This window comes from Anoxybacillus sp. P3H1B, from assembly GCF_001560855.1.
Lineage (GTDB): Bacteria > Bacillota > Bacilli > Bacillales > Anoxybacillaceae > Anoxybacteroides > Anoxybacteroides rupiense.
This window is the reverse complement of the sequence record NZ_LPUG01000015.1, coordinates 81,938-104,827: the sequence shown is the minus strand read 5'-3', so window position 1 is coordinate 104,827 and position 22,890 is coordinate 81,938. Positions and strand designations below refer to the sequence as shown.

General features: G+C 43.4%; 23 protein-coding genes. 6 read left to right on the top strand and 17 right to left on the bottom strand.

Features of this window, described 5'->3' with window-relative positions:
• Positions 1–210: 210 nt before the first annotated feature.
• The 5 genes from AT864_RS09675 to AT864_RS09655 all read right to left on the bottom strand — a co-directional run bounded on the left by AT864_RS09675 (position 211) and on the right by AT864_RS09655 (position 6,435).
• Positions 211–2,211: a bifunctional diguanylate cyclase/phosphodiesterase gene (locus AT864_RS09675; protein WP_066148620.1), complete on the bottom strand. Its 2,001-nt coding sequence runs from the start codon at positions 2,209–2,211 to the stop codon at positions 211–213.
• A 639-nt stretch (positions 2,212–2,850) separates the two neighbouring features.
• A complete protein-coding gene (locus AT864_RS09670) occupies positions 2,851–3,555 on the bottom strand; it encodes an IucA/IucC family C-terminal-domain containing protein (RefSeq protein ID WP_066148618.1) in 705 nt (234 codons plus the stop codon).
• Positions 3,536–4,369: an ABC transporter ATP-binding protein gene (locus tag AT864_RS09665; protein ID WP_066148615.1), complete on the bottom strand. Its 834-nt coding sequence runs from the start codon at positions 4,367–4,369 to the stop codon at positions 3,536–3,538. Before AT864_RS09665 ends, AT864_RS09670 begins: the two co-directional genes overlap by 20 nt.
• Before the next feature lie 15 nt (positions 4,370–4,384).
• Entirely contained in the window at positions 4,385–5,437 is a 1,053-nt protein-coding gene (locus tag AT864_RS09660; RefSeq protein ID WP_066148613.1) for an iron ABC transporter permease, read from the bottom strand.
• Positions 5,434–6,435, bottom strand: coding sequence for an iron ABC transporter permease (locus AT864_RS09655; protein WP_066148610.1), 1,002 nt, complete (start codon positions 6,433–6,435; stop codon positions 5,434–5,436). Before AT864_RS09655 ends, AT864_RS09660 begins: the two co-directional genes overlap by 4 nt.
• Before the next feature lie 230 nt (positions 6,436–6,665).
• Between AT864_RS09655 and AT864_RS09650 the strand changes: the two genes are divergently transcribed.
• Both AT864_RS09650 and AT864_RS09645 read left to right on the top strand, forming a co-directional pair.
• Positions 6,666–7,634: an ABC transporter substrate-binding protein gene (locus AT864_RS09650; RefSeq protein WP_066148606.1), complete on the top strand. Its 969-nt coding sequence runs from the start codon at positions 6,666–6,668 to the stop codon at positions 7,632–7,634.
• 189 nt (positions 7,635–7,823) lie between these two features.
• Complete coding sequence (locus AT864_RS09645) at positions 7,824–8,315, top strand: PCYCGC motif-containing (lipo)protein (protein WP_066148604.1); 492 nt, start codon at positions 7,824–7,826, stop codon at positions 8,313–8,315.
• A gap of 34 nt (positions 8,316–8,349) precedes the next feature.
• Here AT864_RS09645 and AT864_RS09640 read toward each other — a convergent pair whose 3' ends face one another.
• From AT864_RS09640 to AT864_RS17560, 4 genes are all read right to left on the bottom strand, one after another.
• Complete coding sequence (locus tag AT864_RS09640) at positions 8,350–9,102, bottom strand: exonuclease domain-containing protein (protein ID WP_231734625.1); 753 nt, start codon at positions 9,100–9,102, stop codon at positions 8,350–8,352.
• A complete protein-coding gene (locus AT864_RS09635; protein ID WP_066148602.1) occupies positions 9,095–10,132 on the bottom strand; it encodes a DUF294 nucleotidyltransferase-like domain-containing protein in 1,038 nt (345 codons plus the stop codon). Before AT864_RS09635 ends, AT864_RS09640 begins: the two co-directional genes overlap by 8 nt.
• Before the next feature lie 2 nt (positions 10,133–10,134).
• Positions 10,135–11,445 (bottom strand): ammonium transporter, encoded by a 1,311-nt coding sequence (locus AT864_RS09630; protein ID WP_066148600.1) that lies wholly within the window; start codon positions 11,443–11,445, stop codon positions 10,135–10,137.
• 462 nt (positions 11,446–11,907) lie between these two features.
• Positions 11,908–12,063 (bottom strand): YozQ family protein, encoded by a 156-nt coding sequence (locus AT864_RS17560; RefSeq protein WP_231734624.1) that lies wholly within the window; start codon positions 12,061–12,063, stop codon positions 11,908–11,910.
• Positions 12,064–12,410: 347 nt separating this feature from the next.
• Between AT864_RS17560 and AT864_RS09625 the strand changes: the two genes are divergently transcribed.
• Positions 12,411–12,860 (top strand): YndM family protein, encoded by a 450-nt coding sequence (locus AT864_RS09625; RefSeq protein ID WP_066148598.1) that lies wholly within the window; start codon positions 12,411–12,413, stop codon positions 12,858–12,860.
• A 31-nt stretch (positions 12,861–12,891) separates the two neighbouring features.
• Here the strand turns inward: AT864_RS09625 and AT864_RS09620 are convergent, their stop codons facing one another.
• Complete coding sequence (locus AT864_RS09620) at positions 12,892–14,079, bottom strand: toxic anion resistance protein (RefSeq protein ID WP_066148595.1); 1,188 nt, start codon at positions 14,077–14,079, stop codon at positions 12,892–12,894.
• A complete protein-coding gene (locus AT864_RS09615; RefSeq protein ID WP_066148593.1) occupies positions 14,063–14,731 on the bottom strand; it encodes a 5-bromo-4-chloroindolyl phosphate hydrolysis family protein in 669 nt (222 codons plus the stop codon). The genes AT864_RS09620 and AT864_RS09615 overlap by 17 nt, the downstream gene beginning before the upstream one ends.
• 162 nt (positions 14,732–14,893) lie before the next feature.
• Between AT864_RS09615 and AT864_RS17915 the strand changes: the two genes are divergently transcribed.
• Positions 14,894–15,034: a hypothetical protein gene (locus tag AT864_RS17915; RefSeq protein WP_156450522.1), complete on the top strand. Its 141-nt coding sequence runs from the start codon at positions 14,894–14,896 to the stop codon at positions 15,032–15,034.
• Positions 15,035–15,052: 18 nt separating this feature from the next.
• Positions 15,053–15,733, top strand: coding sequence for an SIMPL domain-containing protein (locus AT864_RS09610; protein WP_082741666.1), 681 nt, complete (start codon positions 15,053–15,055; stop codon positions 15,731–15,733).
• A gap of 30 nt (positions 15,734–15,763) precedes the next feature.
• On the opposite strand, the gene AT864_RS09605 is transcribed toward AT864_RS09610, so the two are convergent.
• Together AT864_RS09605 and AT864_RS09600 are read right to left on the bottom strand one after the other, a co-directional pair.
• A complete protein-coding gene (locus AT864_RS09605; RefSeq protein ID WP_066148591.1) occupies positions 15,764–16,483 on the bottom strand; it encodes a hypothetical protein in 720 nt (239 codons plus the stop codon).
• Between the two features lie 91 nt (positions 16,484–16,574).
• Complete coding sequence (locus AT864_RS09600; RefSeq protein WP_066148589.1) at positions 16,575–17,144, bottom strand: histidine phosphatase family protein; 570 nt, start codon at positions 17,142–17,144, stop codon at positions 16,575–16,577.
• 638 nt (positions 17,145–17,782) lie between these two features.
• On the opposite strand from AT864_RS09600, the gene AT864_RS09595 reads away from it, so the two are divergent.
• Positions 17,783–18,085, top strand: a complete 303-nt coding sequence (locus AT864_RS09595; RefSeq protein WP_044746422.1) for a hypothetical protein — start codon at positions 17,783–17,785, stop codon at positions 18,083–18,085.
• Here AT864_RS09595 and lpdA read toward each other — a convergent pair.
• The 4 genes from lpdA to pdhA are packed head-to-tail and all read right to left on the bottom strand — an operon-like array spanning position 18,077 to position 22,872.
• The gene (gene lpdA / locus AT864_RS09590) at positions 18,077–19,513 is read right to left on the bottom strand and encodes a dihydrolipoyl dehydrogenase (protein ID WP_066148588.1); all 1,437 of its coding nucleotides are present in this window, start codon (positions 19,511–19,513) and stop codon (positions 18,077–18,079) included. The two genes, AT864_RS09595 and lpdA, sit on opposite strands and share 9 nt — an antisense overlap.
• Complete coding sequence (locus AT864_RS09585) at positions 19,514–20,788, bottom strand: dihydrolipoamide acetyltransferase family protein (protein WP_066148727.1); 1,275 nt, start codon at positions 20,786–20,788, stop codon at positions 19,514–19,516. It lies immediately after the preceding gene.
• 21 nt (positions 20,789–20,809) lie between these two features.
• Positions 20,810–21,805 carry an alpha-ketoacid dehydrogenase subunit beta gene (locus tag AT864_RS09580; RefSeq protein ID WP_066148586.1) on the bottom strand — a complete coding sequence of 332 codons (996 nt, stop codon included), beginning with the start codon at positions 21,803–21,805 and terminating at the stop codon, positions 20,810–20,812.
• Complete coding sequence (pdhA, locus tag AT864_RS09575) at positions 21,802–22,872, bottom strand: pyruvate dehydrogenase (acetyl-transferring) E1 component subunit alpha (protein ID WP_066148585.1); 1,071 nt, start codon at positions 22,870–22,872, stop codon at positions 21,802–21,804. Before pdhA ends, AT864_RS09580 begins: the two co-directional genes overlap by 4 nt.
• Between the last annotated feature and the right edge of the window lie 18 nt (positions 22,873–22,890).

The following is a 22,890-nucleotide window of genomic DNA, read 5'->3' as shown; positions in this document are numbered from 1 at the left end:
TCCACGTAAATATTCCTTTTTCTTTACAGGCGCCCTTGGCTGAATGAAGTTGATCACCACCGGAAGGATGAACATTCTCCTTGCTCGAATCGATCGATTCACCTTCATAAATACATGAGTAGAGTATTGGTGGCCATTCCCGCCTACATGTCATTTCCAAGCGAGCGGCTTCCCCTTGGATAGGTTACAACAAAAAACCCCTCTCTTCGCTTAGAGGGGGCGATTGGTTTGAAAGGCCGTTTTGTTATAGTCCGCGAGCCATTTTTGCAGTTTTTCCGCCTCCAATGATTTACTGAAATAAAACCCTTGTGCAAAGTCACAATCCATTTGTTGCAAAAGCAAAAGCTGGTTATTTGTTTCCACACCTTCTGCGAGCACCTGAATATCAAGGCTTTTCGCCAAATGAATAATCGTATCAACAATGGTGGCATCTTTAGAATTGTCCGCGATCCCTTGGATAAAGCTGCGATCAATTTTTAAAAGCGACACTGGCAAGTTACGGATGTAGGCAAGTGAGGAAAAGCCTGTTCCAAAATCATCGATCGCCACTTGCACGCCAATATTTTTTAACTCAGTCAAAATATGCTTTCCTGTTTCAATATTTTCCATCAATCCGCTTTCTGTCACTTCTAAAATTAAATGCTCCGGCGCAAAATCTGTTGCCTTTAAAATATAGGTAACATGTCCGATCAGTTCCTTACGGTTCAATAAAAAAGGAGATAAATTTACAGCCAGCTTCAAATGATGAAAATGCTGCTGCCATTGCTTCACTTGACGGCATGCTTGCTCTAGAACCCATAATGTAATTTCGAAAATAAATCCACTTTGTTCTGCCAGCGGAATGAACTCCAACGGCGGGATTTCACCCAAGGATGGATGCCGCCATCTGAGCAGCGTTTCCACCCCCATCGCCGTCCCGCTCCCAAGCTCAATTTTCGGCTGATAGCATAAATAAAACTGCTCCCGCAAAATGGCAAACGGGAGATCCCGCTCAATGATAGTCGCTCGATTTTGGACAGGCTGGTAAAAATAATAACCGTTCTTGCCACGCTTTTTCACGTAGCTAAGGGCTTGATCGGCATATTTCATTAATTCGTTGGCATCCACCGCGTCCGTTGGAAAAAAAGAAATACCGACAGAAAGCGTCGACTGAATCATTTGTTTTTCATAATGAAACGGCTGATGGAAAGCGCAAATCAGCTGATCCACGAATTGAGACACTGCTTCTTTCGTCATGTCAGGTAATAGCAAGACAAACTCATCGCCGCCAATTCGAGCAAAAAAGTCAGCGGTGCGCAATGCGTTTCTTACTCTTTTAACCGCTTCTTTTAAAAAGTAATCTCCTGCTTGATGAGAAAAATGATCGTTAATCCATTTTAACTTGTCAAAATCAAGATAGCATAAGGCGAACGTTTTCTGCTGTTCGATCAACTGCCAAATATATTTTTCAAAATATCTTCGATTGGCAATGCCTGTCAGCGGATCGAAATAGGTAAGCTGATAAAGTTTATCCTCGTATTGTTTTCGCTCATTAATATTTTTGGTAGAGATAATAAACCAATGAAAAGGTTGATTTTCATTCGCAACAAACCGTCCATAACCTTGCATCCAAACCCATTCACCATGCCTGTTTCTCTTGCGAAACTCTACCGATTGTTCTTCCTTCGTTTCATATAATCTTTCCCATTTTTGACGCAGCGCTGCTACATCTTCTGGATGTACATGACGGGAGAAAACAGCTTCCATATCCATGTACTCCGCAGAAGCTTCAAATATATGAAACCATGAACAATATAATATTTTTCCTTCAGGGGAAAGAATCAAAAGATCATCAAACGAATGTTCCGCAATCATCCGTAGTTGCTGTTTACTTTCCTGCAATGCCGCTTCCATTCGCAAGAGCTCCATGCGATCGCGCAACACGCACAAGATGGCGCAATCGGTTTCACTTTGGATCGGAAGAAACGATGCGCTGACTGTGACACATCCTCCGTCCGCTTTTTGAACATCCCGTTTTTCATAGTGAACAGCCTGGCCACAACGAACTTTTTCCATATCTTCTAACGAAAAGCCTAGTGCTTGAATATTTCCTGCTTCTTTCCCTATTAGAGATTGAAAAGCCGGATTCATATGTATAATACGCCCATTTGGATCAATGAGGGCAATAGACTCTACAAAATGTTGAAAAAAAGTGGAAAATTTATCTTCCATATGAATAATGACCTCTCCAGTATATTTTTTGCTCTTCCAACAGAAAGTCGCCCTCTTGCTTATCATTTTTTTATGATTCTTACACTTTCATTTTTACTAATATAACAACAAAAATCAACAAAATGAACCCATTTTTTTCGAAAAACGAAGAAAAATTTCCTAAGCTTCAGGCTGTAGATAAAGTTCATGATGACGTTGTCTGCATATTATCGATTCACGGTCATGTCTTCAGCTTGAAAACGCCTAGCAGACAAGGACAACGAAGCCAAACGGGTCCATTGGCGCAGGATGAAAGCGCCTATCACCAATCTGTCTAAACGTATTTCTCTTGTAAAGATACAATCATAGACCGCTATTTTCTCTATAAACCTGTTTTATAACACGATAAACGATCGTTTTGAGCAAAGAAAAAACTTGTTACAAAACTCTTCCAACTACAGTTTTTTTTACAGATGCCATTCCTTTCATTTTTTTGTTGTATTTCATATATTAGGATACAAAACATTCGTTCTAGGGCAAGCAAGTGATAACCCGATTTCAACCGTCAGAGAACCGAAGAACACATGAATCAAAACGATAAATAAGCTGGCCTTTTATTCATAAACAAAATACTCTCCCGTTTTCACAAGCGGGAGAGGTTTAGAAATGATCCTTTTTTAATGGACATATTTTACAATATGAATGCGCCATTGTTGTTTGATAAGAGAGACAGCAGGTTACTCGACGCCCAACCTCCTTTCTTTTTTCCCAAAAACGTGCAAGGTTCATCGTTTGAATGACCGTTTGCAAATCTTCGTTAAGTTGGACGGCAATGTCAGAAAATGCTTCATCCTTCATCAATACGGTTTCATATAGCCAAAAAAGATAAATGGCTATATTTTCCCATAGAATAAGAGAAGGAATCTTGGCAATAGGATGGATTTGCCCAATTAAAGGAGAAAGATGATTTGCAAACAATTCTTCTATTGTTTCTTTGCTCCATTGAATTCGCTTTTGTGCTGATTGTGTATATTGAAGAGGTTCAATCCGAAACGTAGGCAGCCATATTTCCGCAGTATCGTCAGTTTCTAAATAAATACGTTCAAACGGAAGAAACAGCCGTTTATTCCACACTGACATGGCATACAAAGCAATCACAGCAACAAAACTGTAGCGCTTGATAAATATCGAAGCGGCCACTGCCATATTCGGTGCTCCTATTTTTTTCCGTAGCTTTTCGAAATAGTAACGTAAATCCTTTTCATCGAATAACTGAGCAACACAAATAGACAAAGGTGAATCTGTCTGCTTCATGGAAAAACGAAATGGTTCTAATTGACTTCTCTCATAGTCTGAAAGCTCCATTACACTCCTCCTTCTTTTGAGGGGAAATGCGGCGTCCTTTTCCGTGCGGAATACATAGCGGTGTCCCAAACAACGGATCACGGATCACTATACAATCCATTTGAAATACTTCTTTTACTAATTCTGGTGAAATCACTTCTTCTGGTTTTCCCTGTCTATATACAGATTGATCACGAAGGGCCACTATATGTTGAGCATAACGACAAGCTAAGTTTAAATCATGGAGCACCATCACAATGGTTCGCTTTTCCTGCACATTTAATTCATATAATAAATCAAGAATCTCAATTTGATGGGTCATATCTAAATATGTAGTTGGTTCATCCAATAAAATAATGTCCGCCTCTTGGGCCAAAGTCATGGCAATCCATGCTCTTTGCCGCTGTCCCCCGGAGAGAGAATCAACTAAACGTTCAGCTAATGCCTTCATCCCTGTTACTTCAAGCGCTCTATTAACCGCTGCTTCATCCTCTTTTGTCCATTGTTGTAGCCAAGATTGATACGGATAACGTCCTTGTTTGACAAGCTGAAGAACCGTTAGACCTTCTGGAGCTGAGGGGGATTGTGGCAAAATAGCTAATTTTTTAGCCACCTCCTTTGTCGGAAGCTTGGCAATCTCCTCTCCTTCAAGCAGCACAGCACCACTAACCGGCTTAAGAAGGCGGGCCATGGAACGCAAGAGAGTGGATTTGCCACATCCGTTGCTTCCAATCAGCACCGTAATGTTGCCTTTTGGAATGCTTAAATCTAGCTCCTTAATAATCACGCTATCCCCATATGCCAATGTTAATTCCTTCGTTTGCAATGAATTCATGATACTCCTCCCTCTCTACTGTCGGCTTTTATATAGTAGATAAATAAAATAAGGGGCTCCAAGTGCTGCCGTAAACACACCAGCAGGAACTTCGAGAGGGGCAAACATCGTACGTCCCACTAAATCAGCCAGCATGACCAAAATCGCACCAAGCAACGCAGCCGCAGGAAGTAAGGCTCCAAACGATGAACCAACAAGTCTTCGCGCCATGTGTGGCGCCATTAACCCGACAAATCCAATTCCTCCAGCAAACGCTACAGCCCCTCCTGTTAATGCCGTACTTAACAACAGAAGAAAAAGTCTTTGCCTTTGCAAAGAAACGCCAACTCCCAGCGCAATTTCATCTCCTAGTTCCTGAATATTTAACTTACGTGCTGATACGATGCTGATCATCAATAAAATCAGCGCCCACGGAACAAGAAAAGCGACATCCTTCCAAGAAGCTCCATATATACTTCCCGTAATCCATACATTTGCCTGACTCGCACGATAAATCGGACCTGTTATCATTAAGAAAGTGGTTCCAGCCTGCATCAGCGCGGAAATGCCTATGCCGATCAACACAAGACGAAAAGGGGAAATCCCGTTTTTCCAAGCTAGCATATAAACCAAAAGCACCGATACCGTAGCACCAACAAAAGCCCCAAGGGGCAGCCAGTGAATGCTAATGGTCAACGAATGATTTTGATCACTAAATAGCGCTAAAAACGCAACAACAGCCGCTGCTGCGCCACTAGTCATACCGAGTACATCCGGGGAAGCAAGCGGATTGCGAATCATTCCCTGTAAAATGGCCCCTGCTACTGCTAACGACATCCCAACAAACAAAGCTACAATGACGCGCGGCAAACGAAAGGTATGGATCACGATTTTCTCCATATCTGTTCCGCTTCCAAAAAGCGTTTTTGCTACATTCAACGGAGAAATATACGCACTGCCCATTCCTAAGCTCACTAAAAACACGATTAATCCAAACATCAATAATACTAGACTGATAATGACTGCTTTTTTGTCGATAAGAAAAGAAAGATAATTAGTCATGCGAAGCGATAGGTATTTCTTCTTCATTTTTTCAAAATCCCCCTACGGGCAATATAAATAAAGAATGGAACACCAATCAGCGCCGTCATAATTCCGACAGGCACCTCCTGAGGCATTAACACATAGCGCGCGCTAATATCAGCCAAAACTAAGAGAATTCCTCCCATAAGCGCACAATATGGCAACAACCAACGATGATCCGTGCCGACGACCCCTCTTGCTATATGCGGCACCATCATTCCAATGAATCCAATCGGACCTGCAACCGCCACTGAACCGCCCGCCAACAAAACGACAAGAATGGCTGCTGCCAATTTCACCATATTTATGCGCTGGCCAAGTCCCGCCGCCACATCATCCCCAAGCATTAATACATTCACCTTTGGAGCTAACAAAAAAGTGCCAATCCACGCCATGGACAAGTAAGGAAAAACAGCGGCCAGCATATCTAGCTTTCTTCCAGAAACAGATCCAGCAAGCCAAAACAGCACTTCCTCTAACGCTTTTTCATTAGCTGACAGCATTCCTTGGGTCAATGAAGAAAATAGCGCTGCGACAGCAGTCCCTGCTAATGTGAGTTTGATGGGTGTCATTCCTTCTTTTCCGGAAGCACTTATAACAAATACGCTAACAGCCGCTATCGCTGCCCCTAAAAAAGCGAACCATGTAAAGGCCTGAAAAGAGCTTACATGAAAAAAAGTAATAACAAGCACAATAAAAAATCCAGCACCTGCATTAATTCCGAAAATACTTGGGGAAGCGAGCGGGTTTTTTGTCAGTGCCTGCATCAGCGCCCCCGCCATTGCTAAACTCGCTCCAACTGAAGCGCCAATTAATGCGCGCGGCAAACGAACAGTTGTAATGACAATATGTTCGTTTGAACCGTCATTATGTAAAAATGCGTCTATGGCCATTTTCCAGCTCGTGTTAGTGTATCCTAAAATAATACTCATCCACATGCTCGCCCCAAGCAGCAAACATGCCAGCATGAGTCCTAAGCCTTTTGCATAATTCGTCTTTAACATTCTACTTGCTCCCTTAATATAGAAATACTAAAGTTTCTTGCCACTATAAGTCTATTTGATAATGAATCTCATAGTCAATAATATTTTTTAAAATTACCTTATCATTAATTGATACAATTCCTATTTGTTTTATCATATTCTTATTGACAACCATTATCAATACTTTTATTATTGAATCTGTTAATGAAAATGATTATCATTTTTTCGAGAGAAAAGGGGGATTTTTCACTGTGCTAAAACATTTCAAACTCACTACCATTATTGCCGCTGCTTTCGCTTTGCTTCTCAGCCTGACTGCGTGCGGAGGAAAAAAGGAAGCACAGCCAGCACAAACAAATGAAAAGGAAAACGCCCAAAGCTATACAGTAGAGCACGCGATGGGCAAAACGGAAATAAAAGGAACACCAAAACGAATCGTCATCTTGACAAATGAAGGAACCGAAGCGCTTTTGGCCTTAGGAATCACGCCAGTTGGGGCTGTCAAATCATGGACTGGAGATCCTTGGTACGACCATATCCAAACACAAATGAAGGATGTAACAGAGGTCGGCACTGAAAGTGAACCAAACGTTGAAGCTATTGCAGCATTAAAGCCTGACTTAATTATCGGCAACAAATTACGGCAAGAAAAAATTTACGAACAATTGAAAGCAATCGCGCCAACTGTATTTTCTGAAACCCTTCGCGGCAGCTGGAAAGAAAATTTTACGTTGTACGCTAAAGCGGTAAATAAAGAAGAAAAAGGAAAAGAAATCATTGCACAATACGACTCACGTATTGCCGACTTAAAAGCGAAACTTGGCGATAAACTACATATGAAGGTATCCATTGTTCGTTTTATGGCAGGCGATGTCCGAATCTATCATAAAGATTCCTTTTCCGGTATCATTTTAGATCAGCTCGGCTTTGCCCGCCCTGAATCACAAAGCGTAAATGATTTTGCTGAAACTGGCGTCACAAAAGAGCGAATCCCAGCAATGGATGGTGACATTTTGTTCTATTTCACCTATGAAACAGGGGATGGCAAAGCGAACGAGCTAGAAAAAGAATGGATTAACGATCCGCTCTTTAAAAACTTAAATGTTGCTAAACAAGGAAAGGTATACAAGGTCAGCGATACAATTTGGAATACAGCTGGCGGTGTGCTTGCTGCTAACCTCATGCTAGACGACATCGAAAAATACTTTTTAGAAAAATAAGGAGTTTTTAAGAAAGCTGCCTGTTTTATATCAGGGCAGCTTTTTTTCGCATCACATTCGACTTAAAGCAACAGATATCGAATAGGAGGACGAACGGCGCCGAAAAATCATCGTCGCCAAAAAGTTGCTGTTTCACATAACTTATGCTAGATTCAAAGTACGTAATGATGAATGAAAGGATGAAAAGCAATGAAACGTACATCTTTGGCAGCGTGCTTCCTCTCCTTAAGCCTACTTGTCAGCGCTTGTTCTACAGAAAAAGCAAAAGATCAAGACCATCAACAGCACGCCAAAACCTATACAACCAGCTCCGGAGATATACGAGAAACAACAAAATCCGTTGATCATTTACCTAGCTTTTTAAACTCCTATGATGAAAATATGGCCGTTCTTTATCAACAAGCTGCGCAACATCGCGAACTGCTTGAAAGCATTCCCTGCTACTGCGGGTGCGGACAATCTGCCGGCCATAAAAATAACTATGACTGCTTTGTTTACGAAAATAAAAAAGACGGCACCGTTGTATGGGATGACCACGCCACGAAATGCGGAGTTTGCTTAGAGATTGCGGCCGAGTCCATTACAGCATACGAGCAAGGCAAATCTATCTCAGAAATTCGCAGCATGATTGATGCGAAATATAAAGAAGGTTATGCTGAACCAACGCCAACCCATTCATAAAACCGTAAAAAAGCTACCGAGGACGGTAGCTTTTTTATGAATAGATGCTTAGTAGCGTATATAGATCATGCAATGTTTCAATTTGCTTTTGTTTCAACTCTTGCAATAAATTTGTCCAAAGCAGCACCATCGCTTGGACATCGCCATCAGCCGTATGCCTTTTTTCACAGATAATGCGATAATGCTCCAAGGCCGAATCAAGCGTAGAAAACGGCTTGCGGTGAACAGCTTCCATCACCTGCTGCAGCTCTAGAAAACGCATCGTCCATTTTGTTCTATAGTTGGTCCAAAGGAAATGGTTAATAAAAGCAAGGTCGTGCGCAATATGATAGCCCATTGAAATGCCTTCTCCCATCAATGCTAAAAAATGATTCATTTCCTCCTTTAGACGCGGTGCATGCCGGACATCTTCCATTGTAATTCCTGTTAATTGCGAAATATGCTCCGGAATCTCTTTTTCCGGACAAACAAGCGTAAAATAAAAATCCTTCATGGTTCCATTAATGGTTTTGGCAGCGGCCAGCGCAAAAATTTCATCGCCATTCTTTGGAGAAAATCCTGTTGTTTCTGTGTCAACAATAATAAAAGGAATCTGCTCAAGACGCGTATTCATGCTGATCTGCTTTTTCTTCAGTTCATTTAGCATCGCTCGATCCCATGCTTCTTGCTGAAAAGTTCGCCCTTCCGTTTCTGATGCAGCCGATATTTTTTCGCGCGGAACTCCAAGGGACAGCAGGCGAAGCGCTCGCTGCCAAAAACGTTGCTGTTCATTCATCGGATCAATCACCAGCCCGCCTCATCACTAAACGCTGTAATCGCCGGGAAATCTTCATGGCTTGTTTTAATTGCGTTCGTTCATGCCGATTAAGAATGTGAACGGAAACATATTCATTGTTGTCTATCGCAAGCGAATACTTCAACCGAAAATATGCGTATGTGAAAAATGCTTCGCGCGTCGCTTCCGCCAGTTCAACTGGCAAAAGCGATTGGGCACTTATTTCCTCTAATCTTTCTCTCGTCCGCATCGACGCAATATTTCCTTGACAAGCCAAAAACTTCAGCGCATTCACTAATTGGACATAGCCGCTGTACTTCAAATGCAAGCAACCGCTATATGGCCCCCAACGCTCCAGTTGAAAATTGCCGAACCAACCAAGCGGAACCCGCGGAAAAATCACATGCTCCCCTATTCGTTTTAATAAAAGAGAATGGTGGTGAATCCGGTCAATCAAAAACCGTTTGCCTTCCACCACTAATTCACTCGCCCCATAGATGGGACGCATATCCATCGCAATCAGAAGAAAACGGATATCATCTGGAAAATGGTGGTCGATATAAGTAGCGATTTGTTCCTGCCAATGACGGATCGATTGACTCCATCTGCGGTTTGTCGCCATGACATTTCCTGTACAATACGGATAACCCATCTCATATAAATACTTTGTACCAATCTCAGCTAAATAACGAATGAATATATAGCACTCTTCCTCGGCTTCAGCAGCGCATTCAAACAGAATGCCATGATCTTGATCTGTCCATACCGTCGGCTCTCCTCTCCCAATACTGCCCATCGCATACCAGCACCATCTAGCCGGCGGTCTGCCTACAGACGCGCGTCTAGCCGCTTCCTCGGCAAGCGCGATCGCTTGTTTCATGATGGCATCATGGACATCACTTAAAACATAGGAAAGAGAGGGAATTCTCTCTCTTTCCATCACACCGCGCAGCTGATAGGCTAGCTCCTGATGAAAACGGCCTAACTCCTCCACCGTTTTAGCTTGGTTGATTTGTTGAATAAGATCCTTTAGCAGCCTCATCTTTACTGTTGAACCACTGATTTTGTGGAAGGGTTGATAAACACAGGATCTAATTGCTCTGGATAACCATATGATCCATGCTCGCTAATATCAAGTCCAGAAATTTCTTGCTCTGCCGTAACACGCAACCCAATCGTTTTCTTAAGAAGAAACAGGACAATAAATGACACCGCTGCGACATAAACAGCTGCCCCCAGCACGCCGACAACCTGAACGATTAATTGATGGAATCCTCCTCCATAAACAAGTCCCGCTTCCCCCACTCCAGTAATTTCTACCAAGCGCGGTGAAGCAAAAAATCCGGTCGAAATCGTTCCAATCGCTCCGGCGATGCCATGAACGGAAAACGCATAAATCGGATCATCAATTCCTTTTCGTTCAAAATATACAGATGTCCAAAATGTAACCGCCCCTGCTACGGCTCCAATGACGACCGCAGCCCATGGTTCAACGAAGGCGCACGCTGCTGTAATCGCAACAAGAGCCGCTAAAACACCATTGACCATCGCTGGAATATCCGCTTTTCCGATCATAATTTTCGAAGTAACAATCGCCGCTACGGCTCCAGCTGCAGCTGCTAGATTGGTTGTCAAAGCGACATAGCCGAAAAATCCGTCTCCTACAGCCATCGTGCTTCCAGCATTAAATCCAAACCAACCCACCCATAAGATAAAGCCGCCAATGACGGTATATACTTGATTATGTCCTGGAATCACATTTGGTGTTTTATCCTTATTAAATTTTCCGATACGAGGCCCAAGCAAAATGGTGGCAATCAGCGCAGCAACGGCTCCCTGCAAATGAACGACAGTCGAACCTGCAAAATCCTGCATTCCCATTTCTCCAAGCCAGCCGCCTCCCCATACCCAGTGTCCAATCACCGGATAAATCAATACGGTAAAAATCGTTCCGAATATAAAGTACACTGCCAGTTTCGCCCGTTCCGCAAAACCTCCCCAAGCAATCGCCAGCGATACTCCTGCAAATCCAAGCTGGAATAAAAACTTCAATGCCAGAGGTACATTTGCCCACGATAACGCATCAAATGTTCCATCTCCTTCTTTTAAAAACCATCCTTCCGTTCCAATAAAGCTGTTACCAGTTCCAAATGTAATCGCAAAACCAAACGCCCAAAACGCCAAAGAAGCAATAGAAAAGCTTAAAATTTGTTTTCCGGCAACATGGCCCGAATTTTTCATTCTCGTCGATCCTGCTTCTAATAGGGCAAATCCCGCTTGCATTCCAATCACTAATACAGCCCCCATCATGACCCATAATGAGTCAAGCGCTAACGATATTTCTTTTGGACTCATCTTCATCTCCCCTTCTCTTTTGTTATTATACATAACATATATATGTTATAATATATTACATATAATTCGCGGTAGCAACCATTATTTTTTGAGAAAACGATTACATTTTTAATTTTTTTGTAAATTATTATTACATAAAAAAGAACGCCTTCAACAAGGCGTTCTTTTGACATGATAATCGATGAGGAAACCTAACATACTTGGAACGTCGGCCTACATGAACAATGACGCTCACAGAAACGTGAATAACGGTCCATTGTTTCCCACCTTCGCCATAGAAATGTGCAACGAAAGCAAGTCACCAGAATTTTCTGAGACGGTGTATTTTTACAGTTATCGTCTATTCAACCTTTCAGTTGTATTTATATTCATTACGTGTCAACTCATAATCCATTATGTCTCCCTTATAAAAAAACAAATAATGTTATAAAATGTGACATAACTTATCCTAACGATAACACTTTACTCTTCTTCTGACACCACATCGATTGTTCCTTCCATATATACATCATTCACTTGTTCATGAGTTTCTGAAAATCCTAAAGATCTTCGGTCGTTAGCTTCCTTACTCTGAATCTCTTCCGTTCTTTTAAAATCACCTTGTCCCTTTTCAGCCATACTAACTTCCTCCTTCATCATCGAGATGGACAGTGTACTCAACCGTTACTCACCTTCTATTTTGAGCCATTCCTCGCGATTCATTCTTAAATGTAAACGTAAACGTAAAAGAAAATAAAAAAGAAACGTTATGGTTGTAATAAACTGGAGAAAATAGGCCAAACTAACGATGGCATGAAATATGGTTAAAAAGGTGGCGAGCACATGACACACTCTTCACACAATAAAAGTCGCAAACAACCTGATCCATCCCATTCCCAACCGAAAAAGACAGGGTACGGGGATAAGAAGCTGAACGGACCGAATCGTCCTGCGGAATAATTCATATAAAAGGAAGGCGTTTATCAATGAAGCATATTCTTTCTCTTGTGATCAAGTACATTTTACTTACAACCATATTTTTTTCGATTATTCCTTTATTTCTGAGAGTATCCACAGCAGAGCTTTTATGGTTGAGCCTTGTGATGACATGCTTTGCCTATGCAATTGGCGATTTATGGATTTTAACGCGTTTTGGGAATCTGTCAGCAACGATTGCCGATTTTGGCCTTGTCTTTTTTGGGCTATGGATAGGAGTAGGCAGCTTTTATACCGCCTCTGCCGCGGTATTGAATGCCTCGTTTTTCACAGCGTTGCTTGTTACTCTTGGTGAAGCGCCTTTTCACGCCTATATGCAGCAAATCGTATTGCGCGATGGCAAAGTCGCCGAAAAACGTCCGGCTAAGCCTTTGATTCCTTCTGTACAAATGGAAACGGCAGAAGAATTAGACCCAAATCATAAAAACCCAAAAAGCTGACCATCGTTATAAATACGGTCAGCTTTTTTGATTATTCCTCTCGTTTTAATGATAACAATGTTTGCTTGAGCTGTTCCTCCATATTCACAAGCTCTCGCTCTACTTGCTGGCGCTTCACTCGCCCTTCCTGTTGAATTTTGAGCGTCTCCTCTAATGTGGTAATGAGGTTTTCCTGTGTCTTCTTTAGCGTTTCAATATCAATCAAGCCGCGTTCATTTTCTTTCGCCACTTCAATGCTGTTCGTTTTCAGCATTTCTGAATTCCGGAGCAATAGATGGTTGGTCGTTTCCGCTACTTGCTTTTGCGCTTGTACAGCTTTTTGCTGACGAAAGAGCGTCAATGCGATCACGACTTGATTTTTCCATAATGGAATGGCGGTGAGAATAGAAGATTGGATTCGTTCGACCAACGTTTGGTTCATATGCTGAATCATCCGGATTTGTGGCGCCGTTTGAATGGTGACTTGTCTGCTTAACTTTAAATCATGAATCCGCTTTTCTAAACGGTCAGCAAACTGCAATAAATCATTGACTTCCTGCATTTCCATTTGATTTCCTGATTGTTGAGCTTTCGCCTTTTTTTCTGGAATGAGCACGGTTCGCAATTCCTCAAGCCTCCATTCGGCTGCCGCAATATAAATGTTGAGCGCATCAAAATATTCTTTGTTCTTCTCATATAACGTTTCCAGCATCATAATGTCGCGAAATAGCAACTGACGATGCCTTTCCAGCTGATCCGCAATTTTATCAATCTCCACACCGATTTTTTGATATTTCGCTACCATCCCTTGAAGCGATTTAGATACAGAGCCAAAAATCCGCGACAAGAAGCCTTTTTTCTCCGGTAACAAATCATCTGGGCGAACTTCTTTAATTTTGGTCATCAGCGAGCTGATCACTTCGCCAACAGGTCCTGCATCTTTTGCCTGAACATGATTTAAAATGGTATGCGAAAACTTTGACAGCTCTGCTTGCGCAGCTACTCCGTACTGAACGATCGCCTGCTGATTGCTAGGATCAATTTGCTTGGCAAGCTGAAGCGCTTTTTCACGATGTTCCTGCTTAAGTGAATCAATCAGCTTGTTTGGTCGCTCTTCTTCAACAGATCCTGCCTTTTGTTCCGCAGGCAAAGAGAAAGGATTTTCGAGGAGCGAATCAAGCGAGCTTGTCCAATCTTGCTCGCGAAGTTCGTTCTTTGCTTCGTTATCGGACGGTTTCATACTTTTTCTCCTCTCTCCACTCTGTGTTTTTTGGTTTGTTTTGTTCTTCAAGAAGCGATTGCTCTAGCAGCCTGGTTTCAATTTTTAAATCGAACACATCATCCGAAAGGATCGCCAAAAGCTGCTGTTCAGCTGAGCTCTCCAGTTCTTCTAAAAGCTTTTCCGTCTTGCGCAGCGCTTCCTTCATTTCTTCACTGCGAACAGGTTGGTGAATAAGATAGGCATACTTTTCAATCATCGTCACTGCCGAATCCAGCTCTTGGATGAAAAATGACTGAGCGACGCGAAACTTTTGCGGCTGCCGTTCAACCGCTTGAATCATTTTATCCACGGTAGCACTAATGTGTGATATCCGCTGCCACATTACCATTGATCGAATCTTTAAACGCGCCCGCCGCATTCTTCGCCATTTTTTTCGCGCTTCTGCAAGTTGTGTGCGTATATAGTCTTTTTCTTCTTTTAAGAGATCGCCGGCATGAATTCGCTGCGATCTCCATTTCATACAGAAAGAGGTAAGCACCATAGCAGCTGTTCCTGATATAAATGAAAGAAAAAATTGATAATCAAGAAGAAAGAAAACGATCGTGGCTGTTATAAAACCGACGTTCCACGAAACAAACCACCGCCAAAGGGTCATCAACAATCGTTTCATTTTTATCCCTTCCTTAAATAAATGGATTATTGATATTATACCATGTCCTCTCCTTTGATACGAAGCAACTGCGATTTTTGTTTCATTTTCGAAAGTCATAAGACAACTTCAAGCCTGAATATGCTGACTATAGCAAGGATTGCCAATGAAGGAGATGAAGAATTGAAAATGAAATATATTGATTGGCAAATGTGTGCATTTGTTGGCTTGACGTTGTTACAAGAATATTGGTGTTATTTTAGATTGCCGCGCATCTATTATTGGTATGCGCTTGAAGATGACGACCACCGCAACGCAGCATAGAGGAAAGAAGGTGTTCTTATGCATGATGCTCACCCGTATTCGTATTACGCCACACCTTCCGTACCGGGAGCCGCCCCACGCTCGCGAACGATCACCGTCACTGGTCAAGGCATTCTTTATGTGAAGCCGGATACTGTAACGATCACACTTGGTATTCGCACAGAACATACAAACGCACTTGAAGCGCTGTCCAGCAACTCGAAGCGGGTAAACGCCATGATTCAAGCGCTCGAAGCGATCGGCATTCATAAGGAAGAAATCGATACGATCTCGTTTTCAATTTATCCAAAATATACGTATACAAACAATATCGCGGTGTTAGCAGGATATGAGGTCGAACATCTTTTTGAAATTACAGTGAAAGATGTAAAAACGGTCGGCATGATTTACGAAGCGGCTGTAACGAACGGAGCCAATATCGCCCGCGAACTGCAATTTAAACTCGCGCATGAACAGCCCTATTATCAGCAAGCTCTCGCTCTCGCTGTCAAAAATGCTCAAGAAAAAGCGATCGTTCTTGCCCGCACGCTCAGCCTTCCTTTACACGACACCCCAATCGAATTAAAAGAGCAAACCATCTCTTCGATTCATCCTTCCCCACAGCCGCGAACGACTGTTCTCGCCGCATCTGCCGCCCCGCCGATTCAAACACAGGATGTGACGATTACCGCTATTGTTCATGCTGTTTTTACGTATTGAAGGAGATCCCTTTTGATGGATCTCCCTCTCTCAAAATTGGATCTCATGTACTCGCTTGCCGCCAAATAAAACCACTTTTTTTGTTTTCGTTTCCTTTTTAGTCGTTATCGTTACTGTGTACAGGCCAGGAAAATAAGGACCGTACTTCTTCATAAACGGTTCTTTTGTCGGTTGGCCTTGAACGGCTTTACCATCCACAAGCACCGTAGCCTCCTCTTCTTGACGAATAACAAACGAATAAAGAGTCGGCTCAAACACGTATTGGTGAAACAAAAAAAATTGTTTTTCATACACCTTCATCGTAAAAATGGGCGGTATGGATGTCAGCCCTTTTATATAGACATGCTTTTCGTTCCATTGCCGCTCCCAATCACGTTCAAGCATCTCATATGCCTTTGGATGCTGATCGACATATGTGAACAAGGGGGCCAACGTTTTTTCGTTCACCGTGATTTCCTCGCTCCGAATATAGTTTTTCAATGTACGCACATCTTTCTTTTTAAGCGCTTGTTCAAATTGATGAACGGCCGCTTCCTTGCTCATTTCATTTTTTAGTGCAGCATACCCTTTCATCATCACACCAATAAAAAAACAAAAAACACCCCCCAAAATCGCAGCCCATAAAAACGCTCGATAGCGTTTGTGCCACACAATCTGCTTTCGCATCCTTTGGCGCGATGGCACTACTTCTTCTTGACTCACTTGTTCTTGTTCGCTTGTCTCTTCATGATGGCTTTCGTTCTCCCTCACGCACTTTCCCCTCTCCCGTTCTGCATTTCTGATTCATTTTTATGACAGAATTAGGGAAAATATGTGAATGAAAGATAAAGGATCAAAGCATTTATTCTGCAATATATGTACAAGCATGCCAATAAGAAGTGCTCTTGCTTGTACAACATTTCCATCCCTTTTTTATCAACTGTCTTCCTACTAGCTTGTGAAACCAGCCATGCCCAACAACGACTACCGTTTCGTGAAGTTTCGCATACTCCACGAGAAGCTGGGAAGCCCTCTCAGCACGAACCACTGCTTGTGAATAGGATTCCACCCCGGGAGAATACCCGCAAAACCAACAAATTCTCGCCAGCACCAACCATAAAGATACAGGAAGCCGCAAAAAACTGATAGAAGAAAATGGAACAGGCAATTCTGCCTCGCGAAATAGTTCGTTTTTTTCCACCGCACACAAAGGAGAAAGATGTTCAGCTGATTGAACAGCACGCGGCAATGCGCTTGTAATGAAAACGCTGGCCTTCCGAGCTTTCTTCAGTGTCTCGCTGGGAGGCAGATGATCTTGACATATGCCTGCGGCGTCATACGCGGCAATCCATTGAGAAAACTGCGCGGAATTTATCCATCGCTTCTTTTCCTGCCACACAGATTTTCCGTGACGAATGAGCGTAATCTCCATTCTTCTCCTCCTCTCTGAACGTTTTCTTGCCCGTATTCAATCAAACATGAGAAATCATCGATGCAGGAGCCCATTTTTCAGCCAATGAACCTCCCCCGCGTCCCGCTCCAATACATGAGCGTTGCCCGCTACATCTATGAGCTTCTCCTTTCCTTCTCACATTCTTTCTTACGATTGCATTCTCTCCTTCTAGCCAAAACGATCATTCTCTATCTTTTTGTGATCATATAAAAATTTTCCTTATTTGTAAATACATTTAATTTTTTGCTTCATCACTCGCCTGTTAATGTAGATTAACATGTTCTTGTATGATAAAACTTTAGGCCGTTTTCGAAAGTCGTTGTCATCACGGATCCGTATAACGAAAACGATCGGCAAAATCAGCTGATCATCTGGTCACTTTTCCGTCATGCTTTCCATCCCTTGAAATATTTTCGCTTTTTTATTGACGTCCATTTTTTCAATCTGAATCTATCCAGTTCCACATCGCTTGAATATAAAAGACAAAAACAGTCTGTCACATAACGTTCAAATAGATATGACGATTTTGTGAACGTTAGCGAAACAGGATTCATGTTTTTATAGATTAGTCGTATATTCTCTATGGATCATTTTTAGAAAATCGGGGGAGTTGAACAATGGTTGTTCATGAATTGATCAGCACGGAAGCCATTTTTACGGAAGAGCTAAAAAAAGGGTATCATGTATTATTGCAAAAATATAAAAAAGTAGATGTAAAGGTATCGGATATCGGTTTTATTCAAGAAATGAAGGACGGAAGTGAAGAGGTTGTCGAAGTTGTTTTCGATCCTGGCAATGAATACTCTTTGGTTCGTCTTGGTTCATATACATTTGAAAACGGAGCACCTTCTCTCGCTAAAGTGCAACAAACTCTTTTAAAACATCATCGTGATATTTTTGAAGGAGCCGTCTCAGCTTGAGACCGCTCCTTTTTGTTTCAGCGGTGGAAGGTGAATCGCTTCAGCACTTAGCGCTTCAACTGCTTCCAATAAACCTTCATTGATACTTGGATGCGGATAAAGTGGAAACTTCCAATCTTCCTCGCGGCCTACCATTTCAAGTCCGATCACTCCGCTTGAAATGAGTTCAATCGTCCCAGCCCCCATCATATGGACACCGAGTACCATTTCACTGTCGGCATCGCTGATCACTTTAATAAAGCCATCTTTTTGTCCGATGATGCTTGCATAGCCGTTTCCAGTGAGCGGAAACTGTCCAATGCGAACGTCTTTATATTGATCTTTGGCTTCTTCTTCCGTCAGCCCGACGCTGGCAATCGGCGGAATCGAATGAACGATCGTCGGCAAAAACGTCGTATCTGCTTCTGATTGCTTTCCTGCCATCGTTTCCGCCGCTACTTTCCCTTGCTTAATCGCTTTGACAGCAAGCGCTGGTCCGCCTGTCACATCCCCCACGGCAAAAATATGCGGCAACGTTGTTCGAGACTGGGCATCCACGCGAATAAATCCCTCTTCTGTCCGCTCTAGATCAAGACGTTCAATGCCCAATTCTTCGATATTCGCTTGCAAACGGCACGAAACAAACAGATGAGACCCCTCAATCGTCACTGTTTCCTGCTCCTTCACAGACAAGGAAACCGTCACTTGTTCGCCATCGTTCGCTGCTTTGATCAATCGGCTATTCTTATAGACTTTTACTTTCATTTTTTTAAGCAAACGCTGCAATTCGCGGTTAATCGAAGAATCGAAAGCGAAATCATCCGCTTCTAAAATAAGCGACACATTGACACCAAAGGCACGAAAGCTTGTTGCCACTTCAAGCGCTATATAATCACTGCCATAGACGACAAGATGCTCTGGAAGCTCTTCTAATCCATAAATAGAGTAGGCGTTCAACACACGCTTGTGGTCCACATGGATCGAAGCTGGCGAAACGAGCGAAGCGCCAGTGGCGATCATCGCATATCGGAATCGGTACACATCAAACGCATCCCCCTTTTCCACCCCGATCCGATTCTCCGCTAAAAAGAAAGCCGTTCCTTTCATGACTTCAATTTTGTTTGCTTTGCAGAGCGCCTCCACACCTTGACGCAACTGACTCATCACTTTTGTTTTATATTGTTGAAGCTTTCCAGGATGGAAAGCCACATGAGCCCATTCGATCCCCATGTCATTCATGTGCTGAACGCTGGTCATGCTTTGCGCCGCGTGAGCAAACACTTTCGATGGAATACATCCTTTATTTAGACAAACGCCACCAAGCTCCTCTTTTTCGACTAATGTGACGGTGAGTCCAAGCTGTGCGGCGCGAATCGCCGCATGATATCCCCCGGGACCCGCGCCGATGATAACGACATCACGTTCGTGAGCAAGCTCTCCTACGACCATTTAGATCAACTCCATCAACATCAATTTCGGATTTTCGATTCGTTTGGCAAAATAATTCGTAAATGCGACCGCTGTCGCTCCGTCGGCAACGCGATGGTCGAACGACATCGAAAGATTCATCATCGAGCGCACAGCAATTTCATCATTTTCCAGTACGACAGGGCGTTTTTTCGTTTTATGGAACGCGACAAGCGCCACTTCCGGATAGTTAATGATTGGCGTTGCCCCAATGCTTCCTCCAAGCGGGCCGACATTGCTGATCGTAAACGTTCCGCCTGTCATTTCAGCTAATGACAATTGATTTTCCATCGCCTTCTTTGTCAACGCTTTCGCTTCTTCATGAATTTGGCGCAACGATTTCTTTTCGATATTTTTAATGACCGGAACAATCAATCCTTCTTCTGTGTCAACCGCAATGCCAAAGTGATGTTCTTTCTCAAGGCGGATGCATTCGTTTTCCTCATCAAGCTTTGCATTGAAAATCGGGAACTGTTTCAGCGTCAACGAGAGCGCTTTAATGAAAAACGCTGTTGCCGAAATGTTCACATTATGTTCCTTTAATTCCTCGCGCAACGCAATAAGCTCCGTTACATCGATTTCTTCAAAATGCGTGCAATGCGGAATGGTAAAGAGCGATTGCGTCATTTTTTTCGCGATTTGCTTGCGGCGGCCACGGAACGGAATGATCATTTCCTCTTTCGTTTCTTCTTTTGTCACCGTAACAGACGCAGGCTCGCGTTCGGCCGCTGGAGCAACTAGCTGTGTTGCTTGTTCTTGTTGTGTTGGTGCTTGTTGCCCTTGAAGATAGCGATACACATCTTCATCAGTAATGCGTCCTGCTGGTCCTGTTCCTTGAATAAGAGATAAATCTATGCCATGCTCACGCGCGATTTTTCTTGTGTATGGCGAAGCAAGAATTCGTTGTGGTTTTGTTTTGCTTTCATTTGTTCTGGCAGGCTCGCCTATGACTGGTTCGCTTTCAATTTCGACTTCCGCTTCGACCGTCACAGCGGCCTGCTCCTTCGCTTGCTCATGTCCAACCGCTTCCGTCTGTAAAGACAACAATGTCGTTCCGACCGCGATTGTTTGACCTTCTGGAACGAAAATGTCAAGGACGGTCCCCGCCGCTGGCGAAGGAATTTCGGCCACCATTTTATCCGTTTGCACCTCGACAAGCGGCTGATCGGCTTTTACATCATCGCCTTTTTTGACAAAATAATGGATGACAACCGCTTCGGTCATTCCTTCACCAATATCGTGAAGCTTGACTTCCAACATTTCCTATACCCCCTCCAACTAAAACTTCACTGCTTTCTCAATTGCGTGCAATACCCGTTCTGGTGTCGGCAAATAGTAATCCTCAAGCGCAAAAAACGGCACAGGGACATCAAAACCCGTCACTCGCTCAACGGGCGCTTTTTGATATAAGAATGATGTATCGTTGATAATTGAGACGATATCGTTGGCCACTCCGCCTGTCGCGTGCGCTTCCTGAACGATGACCGTGCGCCCTGTTTTTTGTACTGATTCGGCGATGAGATCCCGATCAAGCGGATAAAGGGTGCGTAAATCAATGACATCGGCTTGAATACCTTTTTTCGCCGCTTCCTCCGCTGCTTTCATGGCTACCGGCACCATCGCTCCCCAAGCGATAACCGTCACATCGTCCCCTTCACGCAACTTTTTTCCTTTGCCAATCTCAATCGTATATTTTCCTTCTGGTACTTCCTCGCGAGATGAACGATAGCATCTCATCGGTTCTAAAAATAAAATGGGATCCGGATCCTCGATAGCCGCGATCAGCAACCCTTTTGCATCATACGGAGTCGATGGGCAAACGACTTTGATTCCCGGCATATGGGTAAATAGGGCTTCGGTGCTATCACAGTGGATTTCGGGTGCGCGCACTCCCGCCCCATACGGCGCACGAATGACTATTGGCACCGTAAAATGTCCCATTGTCCGCGAACGGATTCGAGATGCATGTGTCATAATTTGTTCATAGGCTGGATAAATAAATCCTAAAAATTGAATTTCAACAATCGGTCGGAATCCGTTAACCGCCATGCCGATGGCCGCGCCCGTAAATCCCGCTTCACTTAATGGTGTGTCGATCACCCGATCTTCTCCAAATTCCGCTTGCAGCCCGTCAGTGGCGCGGAATACTCCGCCGTTTTTGCCGACATCTTCTCCAAGCACAAGGACATCATCCCGTTCACGCAACATGGTCCGCATCGCATCTGTCACTGCCTGAACAAGCGTCAACGTATTTGTTTTAACCGCCATTGTCATCGGATACTCCCCCGTTTCCATGCATTATATTCATTCTTTTGTTGTTCAATCGTCCACGTTGGCTGAGCGAATACGTAATCAAACATATCGTCCGATTTGGCTTCTGGGTAGTTTTCCATTTCTGTTATTGCTCGCTCGACTTCCCGGCCCACTTCTTCTTGAACCGATTGTGCCCACGTTTCATCCCAAAAGCCTTCTCGTTTCATGAATCGCTCAAGACGCTGGATTGGATCAGCCAGCTCGCGACGCTTTTTGCTTTCATCTTGATTGCGGTATTTTGTCGGATCATCCGCTGTTGTATGCGCCCCATATCTCCATGTGATTGCTTCAATGAGCGTTGGTCCTTCACCATTTCTTGCCCGTTCAAGCGCTTTCTGTGTTTCAAAATATACCGCGAACACATCATTTCCGTCGACGCGAACACCCGGAATATCGTATGCTAATGCTTTTTGCGCGATCGTTTGCGAATTCATTTGTTTTGTTATCGGCACAGAAATCGCATATTGATTATTTTGATTGAAGAAGACAACTGGCGCTTGAAAGACGCTGGCAATATTTAAACCTTCATGGAAATCTCCTTCCGATGTCGCTCCGTCTCCAAAATAAACGATGGCCGCATTTTTTGTTCCTTTTCTTTTTTCTGCATACGCTGCACCCGCCGCATGCGGCAATTGCGTCGCAATCGGCACGCTTGGCGGGAAGATTTTCTTGCCGTTTGGCGGAACGCACCCTTCGTTTCGGCCTCTCCAATACAGCAAAATGCGGGTTAACGAATGGCCAAACGTCATCGTTGCCCCATGATCGCGATAGGTCGGAAACAACCAATCATCATCCTTTAGCGCGAGCGCACTGCCGACTTGCGCTGCCTCTTGTCCTTCATACGGCGCATACGTTCCGATTCGTCCTTGCCGCTGAAGGCTGACACATTTTCGGTCGAACGTTCTTGTGCGCATTAAATGGCGGTAAAAGGTCATGGCCAATTCTTTTGTGATTTGTTCACGGTATTCTGTCATTACAAGTTCCCCATCGTTATTCATCACTTGAATCATTGGAAATTGCTGTTCCATCCCATCACCCTCTTTTCT